General features: G+C 70.0%; 20 protein-coding genes. 9 read left to right on the top strand and 11 right to left on the bottom strand.

Annotated features, from left to right (window positions below; genetic code table 11):
* Positions 1 to 35: 35 nt before the first annotated feature.
* Positions 36 to 677, bottom strand: a complete 642-nt coding sequence (locus GAS53_RS20275) for a DUF6758 family protein (RefSeq protein ID WP_151479051.1) — start codon at positions 675 to 677, stop codon at positions 36 to 38.
* A gap of 184 nt (positions 678 to 861) precedes the next feature.
* Between GAS53_RS20275 and GAS53_RS20270 the strand changes: the two genes are divergently transcribed.
* Positions 862 to 2133 carry an MFS transporter gene (locus GAS53_RS20270; protein ID WP_151479050.1) on the top strand — a complete coding sequence of 424 codons (1272 nt, stop codon included), beginning with the start codon at positions 862 to 864 and terminating at the stop codon, positions 2131 to 2133.
* A gap of 51 nt (positions 2134 to 2184) precedes the next feature.
* On the opposite strand, the gene GAS53_RS20265 is transcribed toward GAS53_RS20270, so the two are convergent.
* Entirely contained in the window at positions 2185 to 2781 is a 597-nt protein-coding gene (locus tag GAS53_RS20265) for a suppressor of fused domain protein (RefSeq protein ID WP_151479049.1), read from the bottom strand.
* Positions 2782 to 3287: 506 nt separating this feature from the next.
* On the opposite strand from GAS53_RS20265, the gene GAS53_RS20260 reads away from it, so the two are divergent.
* Together GAS53_RS20260 and GAS53_RS20255 are read left to right on the top strand one after the other, a co-directional pair.
* Complete coding sequence (locus GAS53_RS20260) at positions 3288 to 4397, top strand: magnesium and cobalt transport protein CorA (RefSeq protein WP_151479048.1); 1110 nt, start codon at positions 3288 to 3290, stop codon at positions 4395 to 4397.
* Between the two features lie 64 nt (positions 4398 to 4461).
* Positions 4462 to 4989 carry a hypothetical protein gene (locus GAS53_RS20255; RefSeq protein ID WP_151479047.1) on the top strand — a complete coding sequence of 176 codons (528 nt, stop codon included), beginning with the start codon at positions 4462 to 4464 and terminating at the stop codon, positions 4987 to 4989.
* Between the two features lie 227 nt (positions 4990 to 5216).
* Here GAS53_RS20255 and GAS53_RS20250 read toward each other — a convergent pair whose 3' ends face one another.
* Entirely contained in the window at positions 5217 to 5975 is a 759-nt protein-coding gene (locus GAS53_RS20250; protein WP_192583189.1) for a hypothetical protein, read from the bottom strand.
* A 200-nt stretch (positions 5976 to 6175) separates the two neighbouring features.
* Here GAS53_RS20250 and GAS53_RS20245 point away from each other — a divergent pair, with 200 nt between their 5' ends.
* The 3 genes from GAS53_RS20245 to GAS53_RS20235 are packed head-to-tail and all read left to right on the top strand — an operon-like array spanning position 6176 to position 9255.
* Positions 6176 to 7492: a magnesium transporter MgtE N-terminal domain-containing protein gene (locus tag GAS53_RS20245; RefSeq protein WP_151479046.1), complete on the top strand. Its 1317-nt coding sequence runs from the start codon at positions 6176 to 6178 to the stop codon at positions 7490 to 7492.
* Positions 7482 to 8078 (top strand): DUF1003 domain-containing protein, encoded by a 597-nt coding sequence (locus tag GAS53_RS20240; RefSeq protein WP_151479045.1) that lies wholly within the window; start codon positions 7482 to 7484, stop codon positions 8076 to 8078. Before GAS53_RS20245 ends, GAS53_RS20240 begins: the two co-directional genes overlap by 11 nt.
* A 43-nt stretch (positions 8079 to 8121) precedes the next feature.
* Complete coding sequence (locus GAS53_RS20235; RefSeq protein ID WP_151479044.1) at positions 8122 to 9255, top strand: Mrp/NBP35 family ATP-binding protein; 1134 nt, start codon at positions 8122 to 8124, stop codon at positions 9253 to 9255.
* 210 nt (positions 9256 to 9465) lie between these two features.
* On the opposite strand, the gene GAS53_RS20230 is transcribed toward GAS53_RS20235, so the two are convergent.
* The 5 genes from GAS53_RS20230 to sigE form a co-directional block, all read right to left on the bottom strand.
* Complete coding sequence (locus tag GAS53_RS20230; protein WP_192583188.1) at positions 9466 to 10122, bottom strand: hypothetical protein; 657 nt, start codon at positions 10120 to 10122, stop codon at positions 9466 to 9468.
* A 386-nt stretch (positions 10123 to 10508) separates the two neighbouring features.
* Positions 10509 to 10961: a sec-independent translocase gene (locus GAS53_RS20225; RefSeq protein WP_151479042.1), complete on the bottom strand. Its 453-nt coding sequence runs from the start codon at positions 10959 to 10961 to the stop codon at positions 10509 to 10511.
* A gap of 230 nt (positions 10962 to 11191) precedes the next feature.
* Positions 11192 to 13072 (bottom strand): trypsin-like peptidase domain-containing protein, encoded by a 1881-nt coding sequence (locus GAS53_RS20220; protein ID WP_151479041.1) that lies wholly within the window; start codon positions 13070 to 13072, stop codon positions 11192 to 11194.
* Between the two features lie 139 nt (positions 13073 to 13211).
* Positions 13212 to 14168, bottom strand: a complete 957-nt coding sequence (locus GAS53_RS20215; protein WP_151479040.1) for an anti-sigma factor family protein — start codon at positions 14166 to 14168, stop codon at positions 13212 to 13214.
* Positions 14165 to 14866: an RNA polymerase sigma factor SigE gene (sigE, locus tag GAS53_RS20210; protein ID WP_151479039.1), complete on the bottom strand. Its 702-nt coding sequence runs from the start codon at positions 14864 to 14866 to the stop codon at positions 14165 to 14167. Before sigE ends, GAS53_RS20215 begins: the two co-directional genes overlap by 4 nt.
* Before the next feature lie 214 nt (positions 14867 to 15080).
* On the opposite strand from sigE, the gene GAS53_RS20205 reads away from it, so the two are divergent.
* Entirely contained in the window at positions 15081 to 15779 is a 699-nt protein-coding gene (locus GAS53_RS20205; protein ID WP_318722797.1) for an O-methyltransferase, read from the top strand.
* Positions 15780 to 15901: 122 nt separating this feature from the next.
* Here the strand turns inward: GAS53_RS20205 and GAS53_RS20200 are convergent, their stop codons facing one another.
* Positions 15902 to 16069, bottom strand: coding sequence for a DUF3117 domain-containing protein (locus GAS53_RS20200; RefSeq protein ID WP_003966491.1), 168 nt, complete (start codon positions 16067 to 16069; stop codon positions 15902 to 15904).
* A 381-nt stretch (positions 16070 to 16450) separates the two neighbouring features.
* On the opposite strand from GAS53_RS20200, the gene chcB reads away from it, so the two are divergent.
* On the top strand, positions 16451 to 17257 hold the full coding sequence (gene chcB, locus GAS53_RS20195) for a 2-cyclohexenylcarbonyl CoA isomerase (protein ID WP_151479037.1): 807 nt from the start codon (positions 16451 to 16453) through the stop codon (positions 17255 to 17257).
* An 80-nt stretch (positions 17258 to 17337) separates the two neighbouring features.
* On the opposite strand, the gene GAS53_RS20190 is transcribed toward chcB, so the two are convergent.
* Together GAS53_RS20190 and GAS53_RS20185 are read right to left on the bottom strand one after the other, a co-directional pair.
* Complete coding sequence (locus GAS53_RS20190) at positions 17338 to 17919, bottom strand: DNA-3-methyladenine glycosylase I (protein WP_151479036.1); 582 nt, start codon at positions 17917 to 17919, stop codon at positions 17338 to 17340.
* On the bottom strand, positions 17916 to 18269 hold the full coding sequence (locus GAS53_RS20185; RefSeq protein ID WP_192583187.1) for a DivIVA domain-containing protein: 354 nt from the start codon (positions 18267 to 18269) through the stop codon (positions 17916 to 17918). Before GAS53_RS20185 ends, GAS53_RS20190 begins: the two co-directional genes overlap by 4 nt.
* A 138-nt stretch (positions 18270 to 18407) precedes the next feature.
* Here GAS53_RS20185 and folP point away from each other — a divergent pair, with 138 nt between their 5' ends.
* A complete protein-coding gene (gene folP, locus GAS53_RS20180) occupies positions 18408 to 19268 on the top strand; it encodes a dihydropteroate synthase (protein WP_151479035.1) in 861 nt (286 codons plus the stop codon).
* The last annotated feature ends 7 nt before the right edge of the window (positions 19269 to 19275 follow it).

Below are 19275 nucleotides of genomic sequence, written 5' to 3'. Positions count from 1 at the left end.
ACCCCAAACCCCACACGGCCGAACCCAGCGGAGCGCTACGGCTCAAGAATCCGCGGAGACAGCGCCCCACAAGGCAACAGATCCACCTCGGCGCCCGCATCCCGCAAATCCGTAAGCACCAGCTCGTCATACATCAACAGCCCCGACTGCTCAGGCCAGACAACCGCCCACAGCCACAACCCCCGAGCCTCCCCCGCGAAAACGGCCCGGTCGTCGGGCGTCCCCGCGACGTGCCACAACGGCGTAGGCCGACCCGCGGCAAGCACCTTCGCCTGGGCAGGTTTCTCGACGTTCATGTACGGACCGGGATCGGGCCCGTCGACACCCGCGTACCGCGCGCCGAGGCCCACACCTAGCTCCTCGGCGACGAGCAGCAGCTCTCCTATGCCACCGAGCGGCCCCGGCCCGGAGCACGCCACAGCCGTGGCACGACCGCCGCTGTGGTCGTCCCCGGCGAACGTCGCACCCGTGAAGAGCCACCCGACAGGCAGCGGCCACGGCATCCACACCGGTACGTGCGCGCGGTGCACCACGACACTGAGGGCCTCGACGCTGGGCGGGATCACGGGCTGCAGCGGATGCACGGTGCCGTGCACATCGCACTGCCAGGAGTCGGCAAAGAGACCGGGAGCCCTGACCCGGCCACCACACTTCGGGCAACTGGGTTCGCCCCTCATAGGGCTCAACGGTCCTCCCCGTCTTTCGTCGCGTCAAGGACGATCACCCGTCCGGCGTGTGCCTGTCACCTCCGGTCGCTTCCGGGCCACCCTCCGGAATTAGATGCAGCTTGCATCCATTAGCCGATCTAACTTATTATGTGTATACGCCAACCATCTCTCCGCAAGCAGTGAAGGAGCGGGCATGAACAGCAGCACGGGAGGCCCTGTCAGTACGGGAGGTCCCGCCGATGGGGACACGTTCGACGCGGGCGCGGGCAGCGTTCTGCGTCAGCCGAAGGCGGTCTGGGCGACCGCCGGAGCGGCCGTCGTCGCCTTCATGGGCATCGGCCTCGTCGACCCGATCCTGCCGTCCATCGCCGAAGGCCTGGACGCCGGTGCCGGCCAGGTCTCGCTGCTCTTCACCTCGTACTTCCTGATCACCGCCATCGCGATGCTGGTCACGGGCTTCGTGTCCAGCCGGATAGGCGGCCGCAAAACCCTGCTCCTCGGCCTCGCGCTCGTCGTGGTCTTCGCGGGACTGTCCGGCACGTCCGGCTCGGTCGGTGAACTCGTCGGGTTCCGGGCGGGCTGGGGGCTCGGCAACGCCCTCTTCGTGTCCACGGCCCTCGCCGTCATCGTCGGCGCGGCGGCCGGAGGGAGCGCGGCCGCCATCCTGCTGTACGAGTCCGCCCTGGGCCTGGGCATGGCCTGCGGGCCCTTGCTGGGCGCGCTGCTCGGGGACGCGAGCTGGCGCTATCCGTTCTTCGGCACCGCGTTCCTGATGGCGGTCGGGTTCCTGTGCATCACGGTGTTCCTGAAGGAGCAGCCGAAGCCGGCGCGCAAGACCGGCCTGCTCGACCCGGTCAAGGCGCTCGGCCACGGCGGACTCGCCTCGGTGGCCGTCTCATCGTTCTTCTACAACTACACGTTCTTCACCGTGCTGGCCTTCACGCCGTTCGTGCTGGACATGACCCCGTACAAGTCCGGCGCGGTCTTCTTCGCCTGGGGTGTGCTGCTCGCGGTGTTCTCGGTGGTCGTGGCGCCGCGCATGCAGGCGCGGTTCGGCTCGCTGAAGGTGCTCGGCGGCTCGCTGGTGCTGCTCGCGGCCGACGTGCTCGTGCTCGGCTACGGCAGCCACACCACCGCCGTCGTCTGCACGATCCTCTCCGGCGCCTTCATCGGCGTGAACAACACCGTCTACACGGAGCTCGCCCTCGGCGTCTCGGATGCGCCGCGGCCCGTGGCGAGCGCCGGCTACAACTTCGTGCGCTGGTTCGCGGCGGCCGCGGCCCCGTACTTCGCGCCCAAGATCGAGGAGTGGAGCAACGTCCACATCCCGTTCGCGGTCGCGGCGGTCACGGCGGTGCTGGGTGCACTCGTGGTCCTCGTACGCCGGAACGCTCTGACACAGGAGGCCGAGGAACTGGCAGAGCGGCACTCGACCGAGGACAGCGTCACGGTTTTCGCCAACTGACCTGTGCCGACCAGGAGTCGGTGACTTTACTCACCCCGGCGCCATCCTGACTCACTCCAGTGGGACGGATTTACGGGACGGATCCCGCAGGTCCGTCCCGCTCGTGAGCCAGCGCTCCTGGAGGGCCCCCGCGCCGTGCACCCGCTTCCACGCGGCCTCGTTCGGCGTCATCGGAAGGAGCGGCAGGAAACGTACGGGATCCAGGGGCGCGTCGAGCTCCAGATCCTCGACCAGGCCGCCCGGCTCGGCGACCAGTACGGAGGTGAAGGGGGCGCCCGGCCACAGCGGCTCGCCCACGTCGAGTGAGGCGCCCGGGGCCACGACCAGGCCCTCGACCTGCGGGGACGCGGCCAGTACGGCGAGCGGGCGGAGCACCTTGTCGGTGTCGGCGACACCCGCGCGTACGGAGAGGACCAGCTCGGCTCGCGGGCCTGCGACCGGGTCGGCGACGACCGCCGTGGGGTCCGCCATCGGCTGGGCCGACATGCCGAGCGTCGCGTAGCGGACGATCTCTTCCCCGGCGGCTCCGCCGCTGAAGCGGAGCACCTCGATGCGGTCCGTGCCGAGGAAAGTCATCGCGGCGCGCGCGTCCGGTTCGCCCAGCGCCGTACGCAACCGGGCCTCCACCAAAGGAAGAACATCAGCCATGCGCCGAGCATAGATCTCGTCAGCAGAGGGCAAAGCGACGGCTTGACACTTCAGTCGGCTGATAGTCTTGGCCGCTGGTCGGGGCAGCACGCAGAAGCGTCGCTCTCGAGTCCCGACCCGAGATCTCGACGCATGAGATTCCCCTACGGGGGATGGACCTCCCCTACGGGGGACCGGCCGGAGGAGGTGGGGCTCCATGGATCGAAGTCGACCGTGCAGTACCACCCGCTCTTCCGGCTGCTGAGTTCCTCTCAGCTCCAGAGCTCACGCTCTACTGGCTGCCACCTCTCGCACTCGCGTCATGGCCGGTCCGGTGCACAACGGAAGAGCACTTCGTTTTTCCTGATCTGTCTGATTTTTTCTGATCTGTATCAGTAGCGAAGCTGCCACCGCGACGGTGCGGTGCTCCCCGCTTTGTGGACGTGCCAAACATCCGCAGTCAGGACGTCCCCATTCCGGGCAGTCTCAACCGTTGCCGGCGGCTCTCGTTCGCGAAGGAGCCAGCCATGTCGATGATCCGTGATCTTCGTGCCGCGGTCCGTCCCACGCCGCGCAAGGACGGCGGCGTGTACGACACCACCCGCGCGGCCGGGACGAGTTCGGCCGTCGTGGACTGTGCGATCTACCGCGACGGCGCGCGTCTCCCGTCCGACGACGGCCTCACGCCGCGTGCGGCGATCCGTCAGGTGCGGCGGGAGGGCGGGTTCGCCTGGATCGGTCTGCATGAGCCGACCGAGGCCGAATTCGCCGGTATCGCCGCCGAGTTCGGGCTGCACCCGCTGGCCGTCGAGGACGCCGTCCACGCCCACCAGCGGCCCAAGCTGGAGCGGTACGACGACACGCTGTTCGCCGTCTTCAAGACCATCCACTACGTCGAGCACGACGAGCTCACCGCCACCAGCGAGGTCGTGGAGACCGGCGAGGTGATGTGCTTCACCGGGCGGGACTTCTTCATCACCGTGCGGCACGGCGGGCAGGGCTCCCTGCGGGCGCTGCGGCACCGGCTGCAGGACGATCCCGAGCTGCTCGCCAAGGGCCCGTCGGCCGTGCTGCACGCCATCGCCGACCATGTCGTCGACGGGTACATCGCGGTCGCGGACGCCATGCAGGACGACATCGACGAGGTCGAGACCGAGGTGTTCTCGCCCGGCCGCCGCGGCGGGGTGTCGCGCGGTGTCGACTCCGCGCGGATCTACCAGCTCAAGCGCGAGGTGCTGGAGTTCAAGCGCGCCGTATCGCCGCTGATGCGGCCCATGCAGCTGCTGAGCGAGCGGCCGATGCGGCTGGTCGACCCCGACATCCAGAAGTACTTCCGTGACGTCGCCGACCACCTGGCGCGGGTGCAGGAGCAGGTCGTCGGCTTCGACGAGCTGCTCAACTCCATCCTCCAGGCCAACCTCGCGCAGGCGTCCGTCGCGCAGAACGAGGACATGCGCAAGATCACGTCATGGGCGGCGATCATCGCCGTGCCGACGATGGTGTGTGGCGTGTACGGCATGAACTTCGACTACATGCCGGAGCTGCGCTGGAAGTTCGGCTACCCGCTGGTGCTGGGCGTCACCGTCGGAATCTGCTTCGCGATCCACCGCACGCTGAAGCGCAACGGGTGGCTGTGAGAGCCCGCAGGACGGCTGTGAGAGCCCCAAGAGCGGCTGTGAGGCGCGCGGCTAGGCTGGTCGCATGACGGATCAGCTGCTCGACCAGGCCCTCGTCGAGGAAGCCACCAAGAAGTCCGGCCTCATCTGGGTACGAGGGCTCGACGTCCAAGGGGACGGGACGGCCTCTCGGGCGCTGTGGCACGTGTGGCACGACGGGGCTGTGTGTCTGGTCGGGGGCGGGCCCGGTGAGCAACCGCTGCCCGGGCTCGTCGACGGGGGCGACGCCGTCGTCACCGTGCGCAGCAAGGACAAGGGCGGGCGGCTCGTCTCCTGGTCGGCAAAGGTTGTGGAGCTTGCCCCCGGCTCCGAGGAGTGGGATGCGGCTGTCGCCGAGCTGAAGGGCAAGCGGTTGAACGCGCCTGACAGCGAGGCCATGCCGGGGCGGTGGGCTCGTGAGTGCCGGGTGCTCCGCCTCGAGCCGACGGGTTCGACTGCGTCGTTGCCGGACGGGTCGCTGGCGGCGCCGCCCCTGCCGACGTCGGCGACGACGCGTCACCCGATCCCGGCGGGTCTCCCACGGCTGCTCTTCAAGGGCCGCAAGCGCCGCTGAGCGCTCCGCGCGGAGGCCGGGGTACGACAGGTCGGTTGTCGACTGCAGGTGCGTGGGGGCTGAGCGCGCAGTTCCCCGCGCCCCTAAAGGGGCTGGGGCGCAGGCATGCCTTAAGGGGCGCGGGGAACTGCGCGACCAGCCACAACCCACCCGCAGACGCCCGACAACCCTCCCCGCCGAGCTGTCAGGCGTAAGGGCGTCAGGGCGTCAGACGGACATGAGCCCCCTCAGGACGACGGAAGCTGCTGCCCGTAATCCACCGTCTCGCCCTTGTCCGGCTCCTTCAGGGCAAAATCCTTACCCCAGTCGGTCAAGCGGAGCGTCCCCGCTCCGCCGGCGCGGACCAGCAGCAGAGGGTACGGCTTGCCCTCGAGAGAGACATCCAGTTTGCCCCCGGAGCCCTTGTCGCCGGTGAGGCGAATCGTGCGGATGCCGTTCTGTTCGTGGTGACCGTCGGTGGCGAGTTCGCCGTGGAGGGAGAGGAGGCCGTCGAGGAGTACGTCCTTGTCGGTGAAGACACTGAGCTGCTGATAGGCGGGGTCGCCCTTGGGGACCTTCACGTACTTGTCCTCCAGCTTGCCCGCGGCCGCCGTGTCGGACGTCTCGTCGTCGCTCTGGCCGTCCTGGTGGGTCCAGAAGTCCGCGTCGGCCTTGATGAAGAGGTGCTCGTCGACCCGCAGCAGCTGGAACGTCACCCCCTTCGAGGTGACCGAGCCGGTGCCGCCGTCGTCCTTGAGCTGCATGTCCAGCTTGTAAGTGCGCTTGTTGCTGATCACGGCTCCGGACAGCCGTACCGTCTCCGCGGCCTGGGCAGCCGACTGGGTACGGGTCTGAATCTTGGCCGGGGGCAGTTTCCCCACCCCGTTCGTGCCCGCGTCCGGGTCGTCACCGCCGCACCCCGTCACCCCTGTCCCCGTCACGACCAGCGCGCACACGGCGCCGGCCAACGCGGCCCTACGGGTACGTCCTTGGGGAATCGCAGTCACAGGTGGCGCTGCCTCTCGTGCGGGTGTCCTCAGCGGCGTACCGCAGCGTACCGGGGCCCCATACGCCACTCGGAGTCAGTCCGTCCGCACCGCTCACCAGGGCGTATCCGACCGGGACGGGCTAGCCTGAAGCCCACCCGAGCGGACATGGCAGTCCAAAACGCCCGTAGTGAAGCCCGTACGACGAAGGAGGCGCGGGCATGTCGGCAGGCGCCCCCAGGATCTTCGTCTCGCACCTCGCCGGTATCGCCGTCTTCGACCCGAACGGCGACCAGGTGGGCCGCGTGCGCGACCTGGTCGCCATGCTGCGCGTCGGGAGCCGGCCCCCTCGGCTGCTCGGCCTGGTCGTCGAACTGTCCACCCGCCGCCGCATCTTTCTGCCGATGACCCGGGTGACCGGCATCGAGTCCGGACAGGTCATCACCACCGGCGTCCTGAACGTCCGCCGTTTCGAGCAGCGGCCCACCGAGCGGCTCGTGCTCGGCGAACTGCTCGACCGGCGCCTGCGGCTCGTCGAGACCGGCGAGGAGGTCACCGTTCTCGACGTCTCCGTCCAGCGGCTGCCGGCCCGCCGCGACTGGGAGATCGACCGGGTCTTCGTACGGAAGGGCAGGGCGGGCAGCGCGTTCCGGCGGGCCAAGGGCGAGACGCTGACCGTCGAGTGGTCGGCCGTCACCGGGTTCTCGGTGGAGGAGCACGGGCAGGGCGCCGAGAACCTGCTCGCCACCTTCGAGCAGCTGCGTCCCGCCGACCTCGCGAACGTCCTGCACCACCTGTCCTCGAAACGGCGCGCGGAGGTGGCGGCGGCGCTCGACGACGACCGGCTCGCCGACGTCCTGGAAGAGCTTCCCGAGGACGACCAGATCGAGATCCTCGGCAAACTCAAGGAGGAGCGCGCCGCCGACGTCCTGGAGGCGATGGACCCCGACGACGCGGCCGACCTGCTCGGCGAGCTGCCGGAGGAGGACAAGGAGCGGCTGCTGGCGCTGATGCGTCCGGACGACGCGGCGGACGTACGGCGGCTGATGGCGTACGAGGAGCGCACGGCGGGCGGTCTGATGACGACCGAGCCGATCGTGCTGCGGCCCGACGCGACCGTCGCGGACGCGCTGGCCCGGGTGCGCGAGCCCGACCTGTCCCCCGCGCTGGCCGCCCAGGTGTACGTGTGCCGTCCGCCGGACGAGACGCCGACCGGCAAGTACCTCGGCGCGGTCCACTTCCAGCGGCTGCTTCGCGATCCGCCGTACACGCTCGTCGGGTCGATGCTCGACGACGATCTGCAGCCGCTGGACCCGAAGGCCGAACTGCCCGTCGTGGCGGGCTTCTTCGCGACGTACGACATGGTCGCGGCGCCCGTCGTCGACGAGAGCGGCTCGCTGCTCGGGGCGGTCACCGTGGACGACGTGCTCGACCACATGCTGCCCGAGGACTGGCGCGAGACGGAGTTCCACCTGGACGAGGACGCTTCCGAGGGCGCCGAGAACACCTCTGACGAGGGGGCTGCTCATGGCTCCTGAGCGCGAGGCCCGCGAACGGGCCGCCACCGGGGCGACCGCCGCCACACGGCCGCGCACCCGGCTCGACCAGCCGCAGCCGCCGCGGCGCAGGCTGCTGCCCGAGTACGACCCGGAGGCCTTCGGACGGCTGTCGGAGCGGATCGCGCGGTTCCTGGGCACGGGTCGGTTCATCGTCGGGATGACGGTCGTCGTCGTCCTGTGGGTGGTGTGGAACGTGTCCGCACCACGCGACCTGCGCTTCGACACCTACCCGTTCATCTTCCTGACCCTGATGCTCTCGCTCCAGGCCTCGTACGCGGCCCCGCTGATCCTCCTCGCGCAGAACCGGCAGGACGACCGCGACCGGGTCAACCTCGAACAGGACCGAAAGCAGAACGAGCGGTCGATCGCGGACACCGAGTATCTGACCCGGGAGATCGCCGCGCTGCGCGTCGGCCTCGGCGAGGTCGCCACCCGTGACTGGATCCGCTCCGAGCTCCAGGACCTGGTCAAGGAGATGGAGGAGCGGTATCCCGACGGCCACGGGGACGGTCGTGTCGTATTCCCGGCAGAACGTCCTCGGGGACGTGACGTAGACGACCGGTGACGGGCTTTCCAGGGCCGGTGGGAAGCGCCGTACCATCGACCCTATGGCTATGGAAGACGCGGTGCGTGAAGCGCTGGCGACAGTGAACGACCCCGAGATCCATCGACCCATCACCGAGCTGGGAATGGTCAAGTCGGTGGAGATCGGTACGGACGGTGCTGTCGCGGTCACCGTCTACCTCACGGTCTCCGGCTGCCCGATGCGCGAGACCATCACGAAGAACGTGACGGACGCCGTCTCGGCGGTCGAGGGCGTCACCCACGTCGATGTGACGCTGGACGTGATGAGCGACGAGCAGCGGCGCGAGCTCGCGTCGTCGCTGCGCGGCGGCCAGGGCGAGCGGGAAGTGCCGTTCGCCAAGCCGGGCTCGCTCACGCGCGTCTACGCGGTCGCCTCCGGCAAGGGCGGCGTCGGCAAGTCCTCGGTGACCGTGAACCTCGCGGCGGCGATGGCGGCCGACGGCCTCAAGGTCGGCGTCGTGGACGCCGACATCTACGGCCACTCCGTGCCCCGCATGCTCGGCGCCGACGGCCGTCCGACCCAGGTCGAGAACATGATCATGCCGCCGTCCGCGCACGGCGTGAAGGTCATCTCGATCGGCATGTTCACCCCGGGCAACGCCCCGGTCGTGTGGCGCGGCCCGATGCTCCACCGCGCCCTCCAGCAGTTCCTGGCGGACGTGTACTGGGGCGACCTGGACGTCCTTCTGCTCGACCTGCCCCCGGGCACGGGCGACATCGCGATCTCGGTGGCCCAGTTGGTCCCGAACGCGGAGATCCTGGTCGTCACGACCCCGCAGCAGGCCGCGGCCGAGGTCGCCGAGCGGGCCGGCTCCATCGCCGTCCAGACCCACCAGAAGATCGTCGGCGTCGTCGAGAACATGTCGGGCCTCCCCTGCCCCCACTGCGACGAGATGGTCGACGTCTTCGGCACGGGCGGCGGCCAGAGCGTTGCCGACGGCCTGACCCGCACGACGGGTGCCACGGTCCCGGTCCTCGGCTCGATCCCGATCGACGTCCGCCTCCGCGAGGGCGGCGACGAGGGCAAGCCGGTGGTCCTGACCGACCCCGACTCCCCCGCCGGCTCGGCCCTCCGCGCCATCGCGGGCAAGCTGGGCGGCCGCCAGAGGGGCTTGTCGGGCATGTCACTCGGGATCACCCCGAGGAACAAGTTCTAAGGCTTGTCGCACGGTGCCAGGGGCTGAGCACGCCCCTTCTCCTATGGCGCCGGGGAGGCTGAGCGCCCCGTAAGGGGCGCGGGGCTGTGACATTTGCGGCTCCGCCGCATGGGCGCGACCAGCCACGACGAACCCGCAGCCAACAAACCTCATACAACGAAGGGAGGGCACCGTCACCGACGGTGCCCTCCCTTCGGCTCAGCCCGCCGCCTAGGCGTACGTACTGATGTCCTTGATCACGGCGAAGCCAAGACCGTACGCACTCATCCCCCGCCCGTACGCGCCCAGGTGGACCCCCTCCTGCGTGGACCCCGCAAGCACCCACCCGAACTCGGACTCGCGGTAGTGGAACGACGTGGGGACGCCGTCCACGGGCAGCGAGAGGGTGGACCAGTCCGCGCCGGTCAGATCGTCCGCGAGGACCCACGCCGTCTCGGTCTGCTGGTCCAGCCAGTCGTCGCGCAGGGTGTGGTCCATCTGGCCGGGCCAGGTGAAGGACAGTAGCCCCACCCCGGCGAGCCAGGCCGCGGAGGACACCGAGGTGGCCTCCAACAGGCCTGTGCCGTCGGCGCTGCGCCGTACGGGGTTGGCCGCGACGGTGACCACCACCGCGAACCGCTCCTTGTCCTCAGTCCCCTCGCTGCGTACGGAAGGTTCGTCGCCGTGCCCGGTCGAGCCGTGCTCAATGGCTCCGTCGGCCGCGGCGCCGACCTGCATCAGCCAGCGCGGCCCCGTGAAGGCCTCGTCGAGGCCGTACCACGGGAAGGGCGCCAGCAGGTAGCCGTCGACCGTACGCCGGCCGGAGGGGGCGTGTTGTCCACCCTCCGCGGCCGGCGCCTGCGCGCCTACCCGACTTGTCGTCTCCATCTGCCCGGACGCCTCCTCGCTCTCGTCGGACCGGGCGGCCCGCCCCCCTTCGGGCGTCCTTCCGGTCCGCACAACAACTAGGCAGGATAGCCACAGCTCCCCGGCAAGCCCGGAAACCGGTCGGCACCTGGGTGACGCACGCGTCGGATCCGGCCCATGGTGAGCGGGCAGAACGCAGGCGACGTACGGGGAGACGGCGAACGTACGAGACGAATGATTCGGGTGAAGCGCGTGCCGGACGGCGGGCGCGCCGCCCCGGCAGAATCCGCGGGCGTACCCGGCAGGAACCGCGGGCGTACGCCTCTCCGACTCGGGTCGGAGCGGGTCAGAGCGGGTCGGAGTGGCTCGGCCCGTCACGGCCCGTCACGGCCCGTCGTGGCCTCGGCTCAGGTCGCGTCCGCGTCGAACGGCGGGCGCTCCGGCGGATCGAGCTTCTCGCGCTTCTTCGTCATGTCGACGGTGCCGCCGGTGGAACCGGCAGAGGAGGAAGAGGAGGAGGACGACGACGTCTCGGACTCGCGGCTGTGCACCGCGTCCGTGACCTCGGCCATCTCCTTCTTCAGGTCGAAGCCGTTACGGATCTCCTTGAGCCCCAGCTCGTCGTTGTCCATCTGCTTGCGGATGAACGTCTTGGGGTTGAGGTCCTCGAACTCGAAGTCCTTGAACTCGGGGCCGAGTTCCTCGCGGATGTCCTGCTTGGCGCTGTCCGAGAACTCACGGATCTTGCGAATGGTGCGCGTGACGTCCTGGATCATCTTCGGGAGCTTCTCCGGACCGAAGACGAGCACGGCAAGGACAACGAGCGTCACCAGCTCGAGCGGTCCTATGTCATTGAACACCTTCAGCTCCTTGCGATGTCCTCGGCCCTCGGCAGTCTTTCCGTGGTCCGGGCCGGGTCCACGGTACCCGGCGATCCTGTCTGTCCGGTACTGTCCGGAGGTCTCCGACCGCGTGTACACGGCAGGTTTTCCGGGATGTTTGCCTGATCGGGCCGGGGTTCGGCCCGCTTCCTGTGAAGTTTCTGTCAGTCGCTCCGCGCAATCGTTCCGTCAGTCGCCCTCGGTCGGCGTCAGTCCCCGTCGGCGGAGCCGAGGACGAGGGTGACCTTCCGCTCCTTGCCGTCGCGCTCCAGCGTCAGCTCCAGCCGGTCGCCGGGGCGGTGGGCGCGGGTCTTGACGATGAGCTCCTCGCCGGAGTGCACGCGCTGTCCGTCGACCTCGGTGATGACGTCGCCGGGCTCGATGCCGGCCCGGTCGCCGGGGCCGCCCTGGTTGACCGGGGCGCCGCCGTCGTTGCCCTTGGTGCCGACGCGGGCGCCGTCGCCGGTGTAGTCCATGTCGAGCGTCACGCCGATCACCGGGTGGGTGGCCTTGCCGGTGTTGATGAGCTCCTCGGCGACGCGCTTGCCCTGGTTGATCGGAATGGCGAAGCCGAGGCCTATCGAACCGGACTGGCCGCCCTCCAGGTCGGAGCCGCTGTCGGCGGAGCGGATGGCGCTGTTGATGCCGATGACGCGGGCCTTGGAGTCGACCAGCGGACCGCCGGAGTTGCCGGGGTTTATCGGGGCGTCCGTCTGCAGCGCGTCCACATACGAGATGTCGCTGCCGTCGCCTTCCTCGCCGCCCGCCGTGATGGGGCGCTCTTTCGCGCTGATGATGCCGGCGGTGACGGTGTTCTCGAGGTCGAAGGGGGCGCCGATGGCCACGACGGGGTCGCCGACCTGGACGTTGTCGGAGTTGCCGAGGGCCAGGGGCTTGAGGCCGCTGACGCCGGTCACCTTCACGACGGCGAGGTCGTAACCACTGTCGTGCCCCACGAGCTTGGCCTTGGCGGTCTCGCCGCCACTGAAGGTCACGGATATCTCGCCGCTGCCGCCCGCCGGGTCGACGACGTGGTTGTTGGTGAGGATGTGGCCGCGCTGGTCGAGCACGAACCCGGTGCCGGTGCCCTGCGCCTCCGCGCCGCTCACATGCAGGGTCACCACGCTGGGCAGCGCGCTGGCTGCGATCCCGGCCACGCTGTCCGGTGCCCGCTCCTTGGCCTCGGTCCCGGCCTGGGGCAGCTCGACGTCGTCGATCCCGCCGTTGCGCTCCAGATACGCCCCCACGGCCCCGCCGACGCCTCCGGACACGAGTGCGAGGAGCACGGCCCCGAGGACCAGCGCCCGCTTGATCCGCCCGCGCCGGCCGCTCGCGCTCTCAGCGGCGGCCCCGTTCTGCTGGAGGGGGCCCGCGGCCCAGGGGTCGTAATTCTGCCAGGGGGCGGCGGGCGCCTGGGGGTGAGAAGCCGGGGCCTGGGTCCCCGGCGCGGAGAAGGCCGAGGCGGAGGTGCCGTGATCGGGCCCGCCGTGGAGGGGGGCCGCCGCCGGGTGATACCCGGACGGCAACGCCGATCCGGCGACACCCTGTGTGGGGGCCGCCTGCATGGGGGCCTCCCGCGTGGGGGCCGCCTGCGTGGCAGCGGCCTCGGGCCCGGCTCCCACGGGAGTGTCCTGTGGCGGAGTCATGGCCTCGACAGCCGTACCGTGCGCGGGAGTCGTCCCAGGGTGCTGCACCGGCGGTGCGGGTGCCCAGGGACCGGGTCCGCCGTAAGGCGGCGTGCTGTAGGGGTCCGGATCGTGCAGGGGCTTGGGCCGCTCACCGGACGTGCTGACGCCGCCGGTCACATCACCCGGCATTGGCCTCGCGGGCGCACCGGCATCCGCCTCGGCGTCCGGAACAGCACTCGCACCGGCACTCGGACCGGCCCCGCCGCCGACAGCGCCCTCGCCGCTCATGGCACCGGCGCCGGAACCCGCGGGCTTCTCCAGCTCGAAGTCGCCGTCCATGTCGCCCCCGTGAAACCCACTCGTGCCGTCCTCCACGGAAACCGAGTCCGCCGGAGCGGAATCCGGCACGTGGGTCCGAGGCCGGCTCCACCACTTCGGCTTCGTGGGCTTCCCCTCGTCCATGCTCTCCCCACACCTGGCCCGCGGCACGGCGCGTCGCCGGTCACCGCGGTTCTGTCGACTCCGCGCCCGGGTCCCTGCGGCGGGCGCGGCCCATCCCTGGATTCAACCAGGTTCACGGGCCGCCGCGCAGAGGGCCCGTTCAGCCGGAGGAGGAAGGCGAGGGTGCGGCGGACGAGCCCGACGGCGGTACGGCCAGCAGCCCCGGTGTCCCGAACTCCGACTCCGTCGACCACGCGGTCAGCGTGACCGGTGGTGCCGGGCTGAAGGGGCGTATGAGCGGGGACATGGCGGCCGCGCCGGCCACCACGGGGGTGGTCAGCGTGTGCAGCGAGCGAGCGTTCTGCTCGACGGGCGACGCCGCCCCGGGTGCGGGCACCCCGGGCAGCAGCGGCGCGGACATCTCGGTCTGCGCGCCGCCCTCCCCGCCGAAGGAGCGCTGTCCCTGCGCGAGGAGCGGTGTGACGGACCGGCGGCGCTGCGAGTCGGGGGTGGTCGCACCACCCGTGCCCGCCGTCCGTATCGGTGTCACATTGCTTCCGGTGCCGGATCCGCCGCGCGCGTCCGTGGTGTCGGTCGGCACACCCGTCGACACCCCGCCGAGCGCGATCGCGGCGAGCGACACGGCACCGGCCGCGGCGGCCGCGAAGCGCAGTCCCCGTGAGGCCGACCGCTCGGCCTCACGCCGGCTTATGTCATGGATGCGAAACCCGCGCTGCTCCGAGGGCAGGACGGCGGCATGGGGGCCGGAGGGTACGTAACCGAAGGAGTCCGGCTTCATGCCGAAGACTCCTGACGCTCCGAACCCTCCCCCGCCGAGCGACGAGCCGTCGCCGTCCGAGTCACCTCCTCCGGGGAGCCCCTGGAGACGGGCCAGGAAGCTCTCCGAGGGGGGCGGCGGGGCGACCTCCGCGAACACGTTCTTCAGTCGTCTCTGCTCGTCGGCCTCGGCCTTGCATTTCGCGCACGTGGCGAGGTGGGCCAGGACGCGCTCGCGCGCCTCGTGACCGAGCTCGCCGTCCACCAGGGCGGAGAGCCGGTCTCCGAGGTGCTGCTCGGCAAGGGGCCGATCGGCAGGATTCAGCCGTGATCCACTCACGCGCTCGCGCCCCCTCCTCCCAGAGCGGGCACACCGGTGACCGCGAAACCGCGGCGTTCGGCGCGTGCCTCGGGCGACCGGTGGGCAAGGGCCTTGCGCAGCTGGGAACGGCCGCGGTGGATCCGGCTGCGGACCGTGCCGAGCTTGACGCCCAGGGTCGCGGCGATCTCCTCGTACGAAAGCCCCTCGATGTCACAGAGGACGACCGCGGCACGGAACTCGGGCGCGAGGGTGTCGAGGGCCTGCTGGACGTCCGCGTCGAAGTGCGTGTCGTTGAAGACCTGCTGCGGGGAGGGCTCGCGGCTGGGCAGGCGCTCGGCCGCATCGTCGCCGAGGGCGTCGAAGCGGATGCGCTGCTTGCGGCGGACCATGTCCAGGAAGAGGTTCGTGGTGATGCGGTGGAGCCAGCCCTCGAACGTGCCCGGTGTGTACGTCGACAGGGAGCGGAAGACCCGGACGAAGACTTCCTGGGTCAGGTCCTCGGCGTCGTGCTGGTTGCCCGTCAGGCGGTAGGCGAGCCGGTAGACGCGGCCGCTGTGCGTGCTGACGATCTCCTCCCAGGTGGGCGGAGTCCACGCCTGCGAGTCCGCGTCGGACGTGAAGGTCGCTGTCTGCGCGGAGTCGGCAGTGTGGGAACGGTCAGCAGTGTTGTTCACGGATTTCGGCTCACCCGCCGATCTGAGCAGGCGCCGAAGCACCCCTCCCCGATCCACAGGCGCAGCCGCACCTCCCCTGTCGGCTCTGGTGGTGTCCAGTGGAGCCCCTACCATAGCCACCTCGCCCGTTAGCTCCGGATAAGCGGTTTTACGAGAAATTGATACGCGCTCATATGGCTGCGTCAGCACTTGCTCGGCGTCCTGATCCATCTGCTACCCCCGCGTAGTTCCCCACCCCCTCTAAACGCCCGGTCCCATCTGCGGGTTCCCGGCGGCAACGGATACAGTCACGCCCAGGCAACCACGGGGACAGGAGAGGGCCATTACCGGCAACCGGCTGACGAGCTGGGCGTTCGCCGACGCCTTTGTCGCCGAGGACGAAGCACTGCACTGGGCCCGGGACCGGGCCCGGGAGGCAGGGCTGCGCTCGGTCTCGCCCGGCACGGGTGCCGCGCTGCGCTTGCTGGCCGCCACCGTGGACGCCAAGGCGGTCGCGGAGATCGGTACCGGAACGGGAGTCTCCGGAATTCATCTTCTGCACGGCATGCGGCCGGACGGTGTACTGACGACCGTGGACCCGGAGCCGGAGCACCAGCAGTTCGCCCGGCAGGCCTTCCGCGCTTCCGGCTTCGCCAGCAATCGGGCCCGCTTCATCCCGGGCCGCGCACTCGATGTCCTGCCCCGGCTCGCGGACGCCGGATACGACCTCGTCTTCTGCGACGGCGACCGTCTCGAGAGCCTCGACTACCTCGCTGAATCGTTGCGCCTGCTGCGCCCGGGCGGCCTCGTCGTCTTCGAGGGTGTCTTCGCGAACGGCCGGACGGTGGAGTCGGGCCCGCAGCCCACGGAGGTCCTGCGGCTGCGCGAGCTGCTGCGCGCGATCCGCGAGAGCCAGGACCTGGTGCCCTCGCTGCTGCCGGTCGGCGACGGCCTGCTGTGCGCGGTCAAACGCTGAGCCGAAACCAAGCTGACCTGCACAAACACATCACATGTACGTCGATGACGCACCCCTGGAAAACCACTGCCCCGGCATCGCTTTGATGCCGGGGCAGTGGACAGGTATGGTCGCGTTCCGCGTCAGCCGACGACCTTTTTGAGGGCGTCGCCGAGCGCGTCGGCCTCGTCAGGGGTCAGCTCGACGACGAGCCGACCGCCGCCTTCGAGCGGAACGCGCATGACGATGCCCCGCCCCTCCTTGGTCACCTCGAGCGGGCCATCGCCCGTCCGCGGCTTCATGGCCGCCATGCTCGTTCCCCTTCCTGAAACCAGCTCATCGTCGCCGACGGCCCCACTGAAGGGCACGCGTCCTCTCGTCGGACACGCGTCACCGGCATCGAACACATTGCTTCCCAGCCATTATCCCGCATCTCAGGACCCGATGACCAACATCAGTCGGCATCGCTTGCGCAACGCGCTTGAGCAAAACCACTCAATTCGCCGAAGTGACTGCGATACTGCGCCGCTGCATCGACTTTCGGGCACCGGAATTCTTTGACGCAGGTCACATGTCCGAACCCAGCCGCTCCTCATGATCTCCGCCATGCTGTCCTCAGACGCAGAACGTACCGACGGGTACGACGGAGTACCGACGGGTACGACGGAGCCGCGACACCGGAGGGGACCATCATGGCCGACACCGTGCTCTACGAGGTGAGCGACGGACTCGCGACGATCACGCTGAACCGCCCCGAGGCGATGAACGCGATGAACACCGAGACCAAGGTCGCCTTCCGGGACGCGGCACAGGCGGCAGCGGCGGACGATTCCGTACGGGCCGTGCTGCTCACCGCCGCCGGCGACCGGGCGTTCTGTGTGGGCCAGGACCTCAAGGAACACATCGGCGGGCTGATGACGGCGCGCGAGTCGGGCTCCGGCGAGGGCGTCATGAGCACGGTCCAGGAGCACTACAACCCGATCGTGCGGGCCCTGACCGGGGCGGCGAAGCCGGTGGTGGCGGCGGTCAACGGCGTCGCGGCCGGGGCGGGCTTCGGCTTCGCGCTCGCCGCGGATTACCGGGTCGTCGCCGACACGGCCGCCTTCAACACGTCCTTCGCCGGGGTCGCGCTGACCGCCGACTCCGGGATCTCGTGGACGCTGCCTCGGGTCGTCGGGCCCTCGCGCGCCGCCGATCTGCTGCTCTTTCCGCGCAGCATCAGCGCCCAGGAGGCGTACGAGCTGGGGATCGCCAACCGGGTCGTGCCCTCCGCGGACCTGGCCTCCGAGGGTGTGAAGGTGGCCCGTGCGCTGGCCGAGGGGCCGACCCTGGCGTACGCGGCGCTCAAGGAGTCCCTTGCGTTTGCTCTCTCCCACTCGTTGGACGAGTCGCTGGAGAAGGAGGACGAGCTGCAGAGTCGGGCTGGGGCGTCTGAGGACCACATGATCGCGGTGCAGGCGTTCGTGAACAAGGAGAAGCCGAAGTACCTGGGGCGGTGACGCTTCGCTGGATGGGGCTGTCGGAGGTCGGCTCGGAAGGTGCGGGTCCGCTGTGGCTGGTCGCGCAGTTCCCCGCGCCCCTAAGTGGCGCCCCGCATCACACAGTCCTGCAAGTGGTCGTCCACCAAGCCGCACGCCTGCATCAAGGCGTATGCCGTTGTCGGGCCCACGAAGCGGATGCCCCGCTTCTTCAGGGCCTTGGAGAGGGCCGTTGACTCGTCGGTGACCGCCGGGACGTCGGCGAGGGTCTTCGGGGCCGGGCGTGCGGCCGGGTCGGGCGCGTACGACCAGATCAGCTCGTCCAGCTCGCCCGGGGTCCAGTCGGCCAGTACGCGTGCGTTGGCTACCGTCGCCTCGATCTTGGCTCTGTTGCGGATGATCCCGGGGTCGGCGAGGAGACGCTCCTTGTCGGTGTCCGTGAAGGTGGCGACCTCGGCGATCTTGAAGCCGGCGAAGGCGGTGCGGAAGCCCTCTCGGCGGCGGAGGATCGTGATCCAAGAGAGACCCGACTGGAAGGCCTCCAGGCACAGCCGCTCGTACAGCGCGTCGTCGCCGTGGACCGGACGGCCCCACTCCTCGTCGTGGTACGTCACGTAGTCCTCGGTGGACAGGGCCCAGGGGCAGCGCAGGGCGCCGTCGGGGCCCTTCAGGGCGTCGCTCACCTGTGGTCCTCCTCCGAGGGCTTCTCCAGGGACGTGCCCCGGGCCGCGCGGGCCGCTCCGGCCAGCGCGGACTCCAGGTCGGCGATCCGGGCGTCCCGCTCGGCCAGTTCGGCGCCGAGGCGGCCCAGGGCGTCGTCCACGTCCGCCATGCGGTAGCCGCGCAGGGTGAGGGGGAAGCGCAGTGCCTCCACGTCGCCGCGGTGCAGCGGGCGGTCCAGGGGCAGCGAGTCCTGGAGGCGCTCCGGCGGGACCTCGGGGAGGGCGCCGCTCTCGCCGCCGCCCACCACGGAGAGGGTCACCGCGCCGACCACGACGACGAGGGCGACGACCAGGAACAAGAACATGTACATCGCTGAGGTCCCCACGCTCTGATGCCGACGCGGTCGCGTCGGCGCGGAAAGTGTCAGGCTCCGATCGTGCCATGCGACTCTGACAGTTAGGGTCGCAGGCGGCCCAACAGCGACAACTACTGGGAGAGGTCACAGGGGATGCTCAGGCTGGGCAGGCGCGAGTTCGCCGCGCACGAGCCGGTGATCATGGCGATCGTGAACCGGACCCCGGACTCCTTCTACGACCAGGGGGCCACCTTTCGCGACGAGCCCGCGCTCGCGCGCGTGGAGCAGGCGGTGTCGGAAGGGGCCGCCATCATCGACATCGGTGGGGTCAAGGCCGGGCCGGGTGAGGAGGTCTCGGCCGAGGAGGAGGCGCGGCGGACGGTCGGGTTCGTCGCCGAGGTGCGTCGCCGTTTCCCCGACGTGATCATCAGTGTCGACACATGGCGGCACGAGGTCGGTCAGGCCGTGTGCGAGGTGGGTGCGGACCTGCTCAACGACGCGTGGGGTGGGGTGGATCCGCTTCTCGCGGAGGTCGCGGGACGGTACGGGGTGGGCCTGGTCTGCACCCATGCGGGCGGCACGCAGCCCCGCACTCGTCCCCATCGCGTCGCCTACGACGACGTCATGGCCGACATCCTGCGTGTGACGCTCGGGCTTGCCGAGCGGGCCGTGTCGCTCGGTGTGCCCCGCGAGTCCGTCCTCATCGACCCCGGGCACGACTTCGGCAAGAACACCCGGCACAGCCTCGAAGCCACGCGGCGGCTCGGCGAGATGGTCGATACCGGGTGGCCCGTGCTCGTTTCCCTCTCCAACAAGGACTTCGTGGGCGAGACCCTCGACAAGCCGGTCAAGGAGCGGGTGCTGGGGACTCTGGCCACGACCGCCGTGTCCGCGTGGCTGGGCGCCCAGGTGTACCGGGTTCACGAGGTCGCCGAGACCCGTCAGGTACTGGACATGGTGTCGTCGATCGCGGGCCACCGTCCTCCGGCGGTCGCCCGGCGGGGGCTGGCGTAGGGCTGTT

Source organism: Streptomyces albicerus (genome assembly GCF_008905045.1).
Lineage (GTDB): Bacteria > Actinomycetota > Actinomycetes > Streptomycetales > Streptomycetaceae > Streptomyces > Streptomyces albicerus.
Note: the sequence above shows the minus strand (reverse complement) of the source record. Positions and strands in the feature narration are given on the sequence as shown.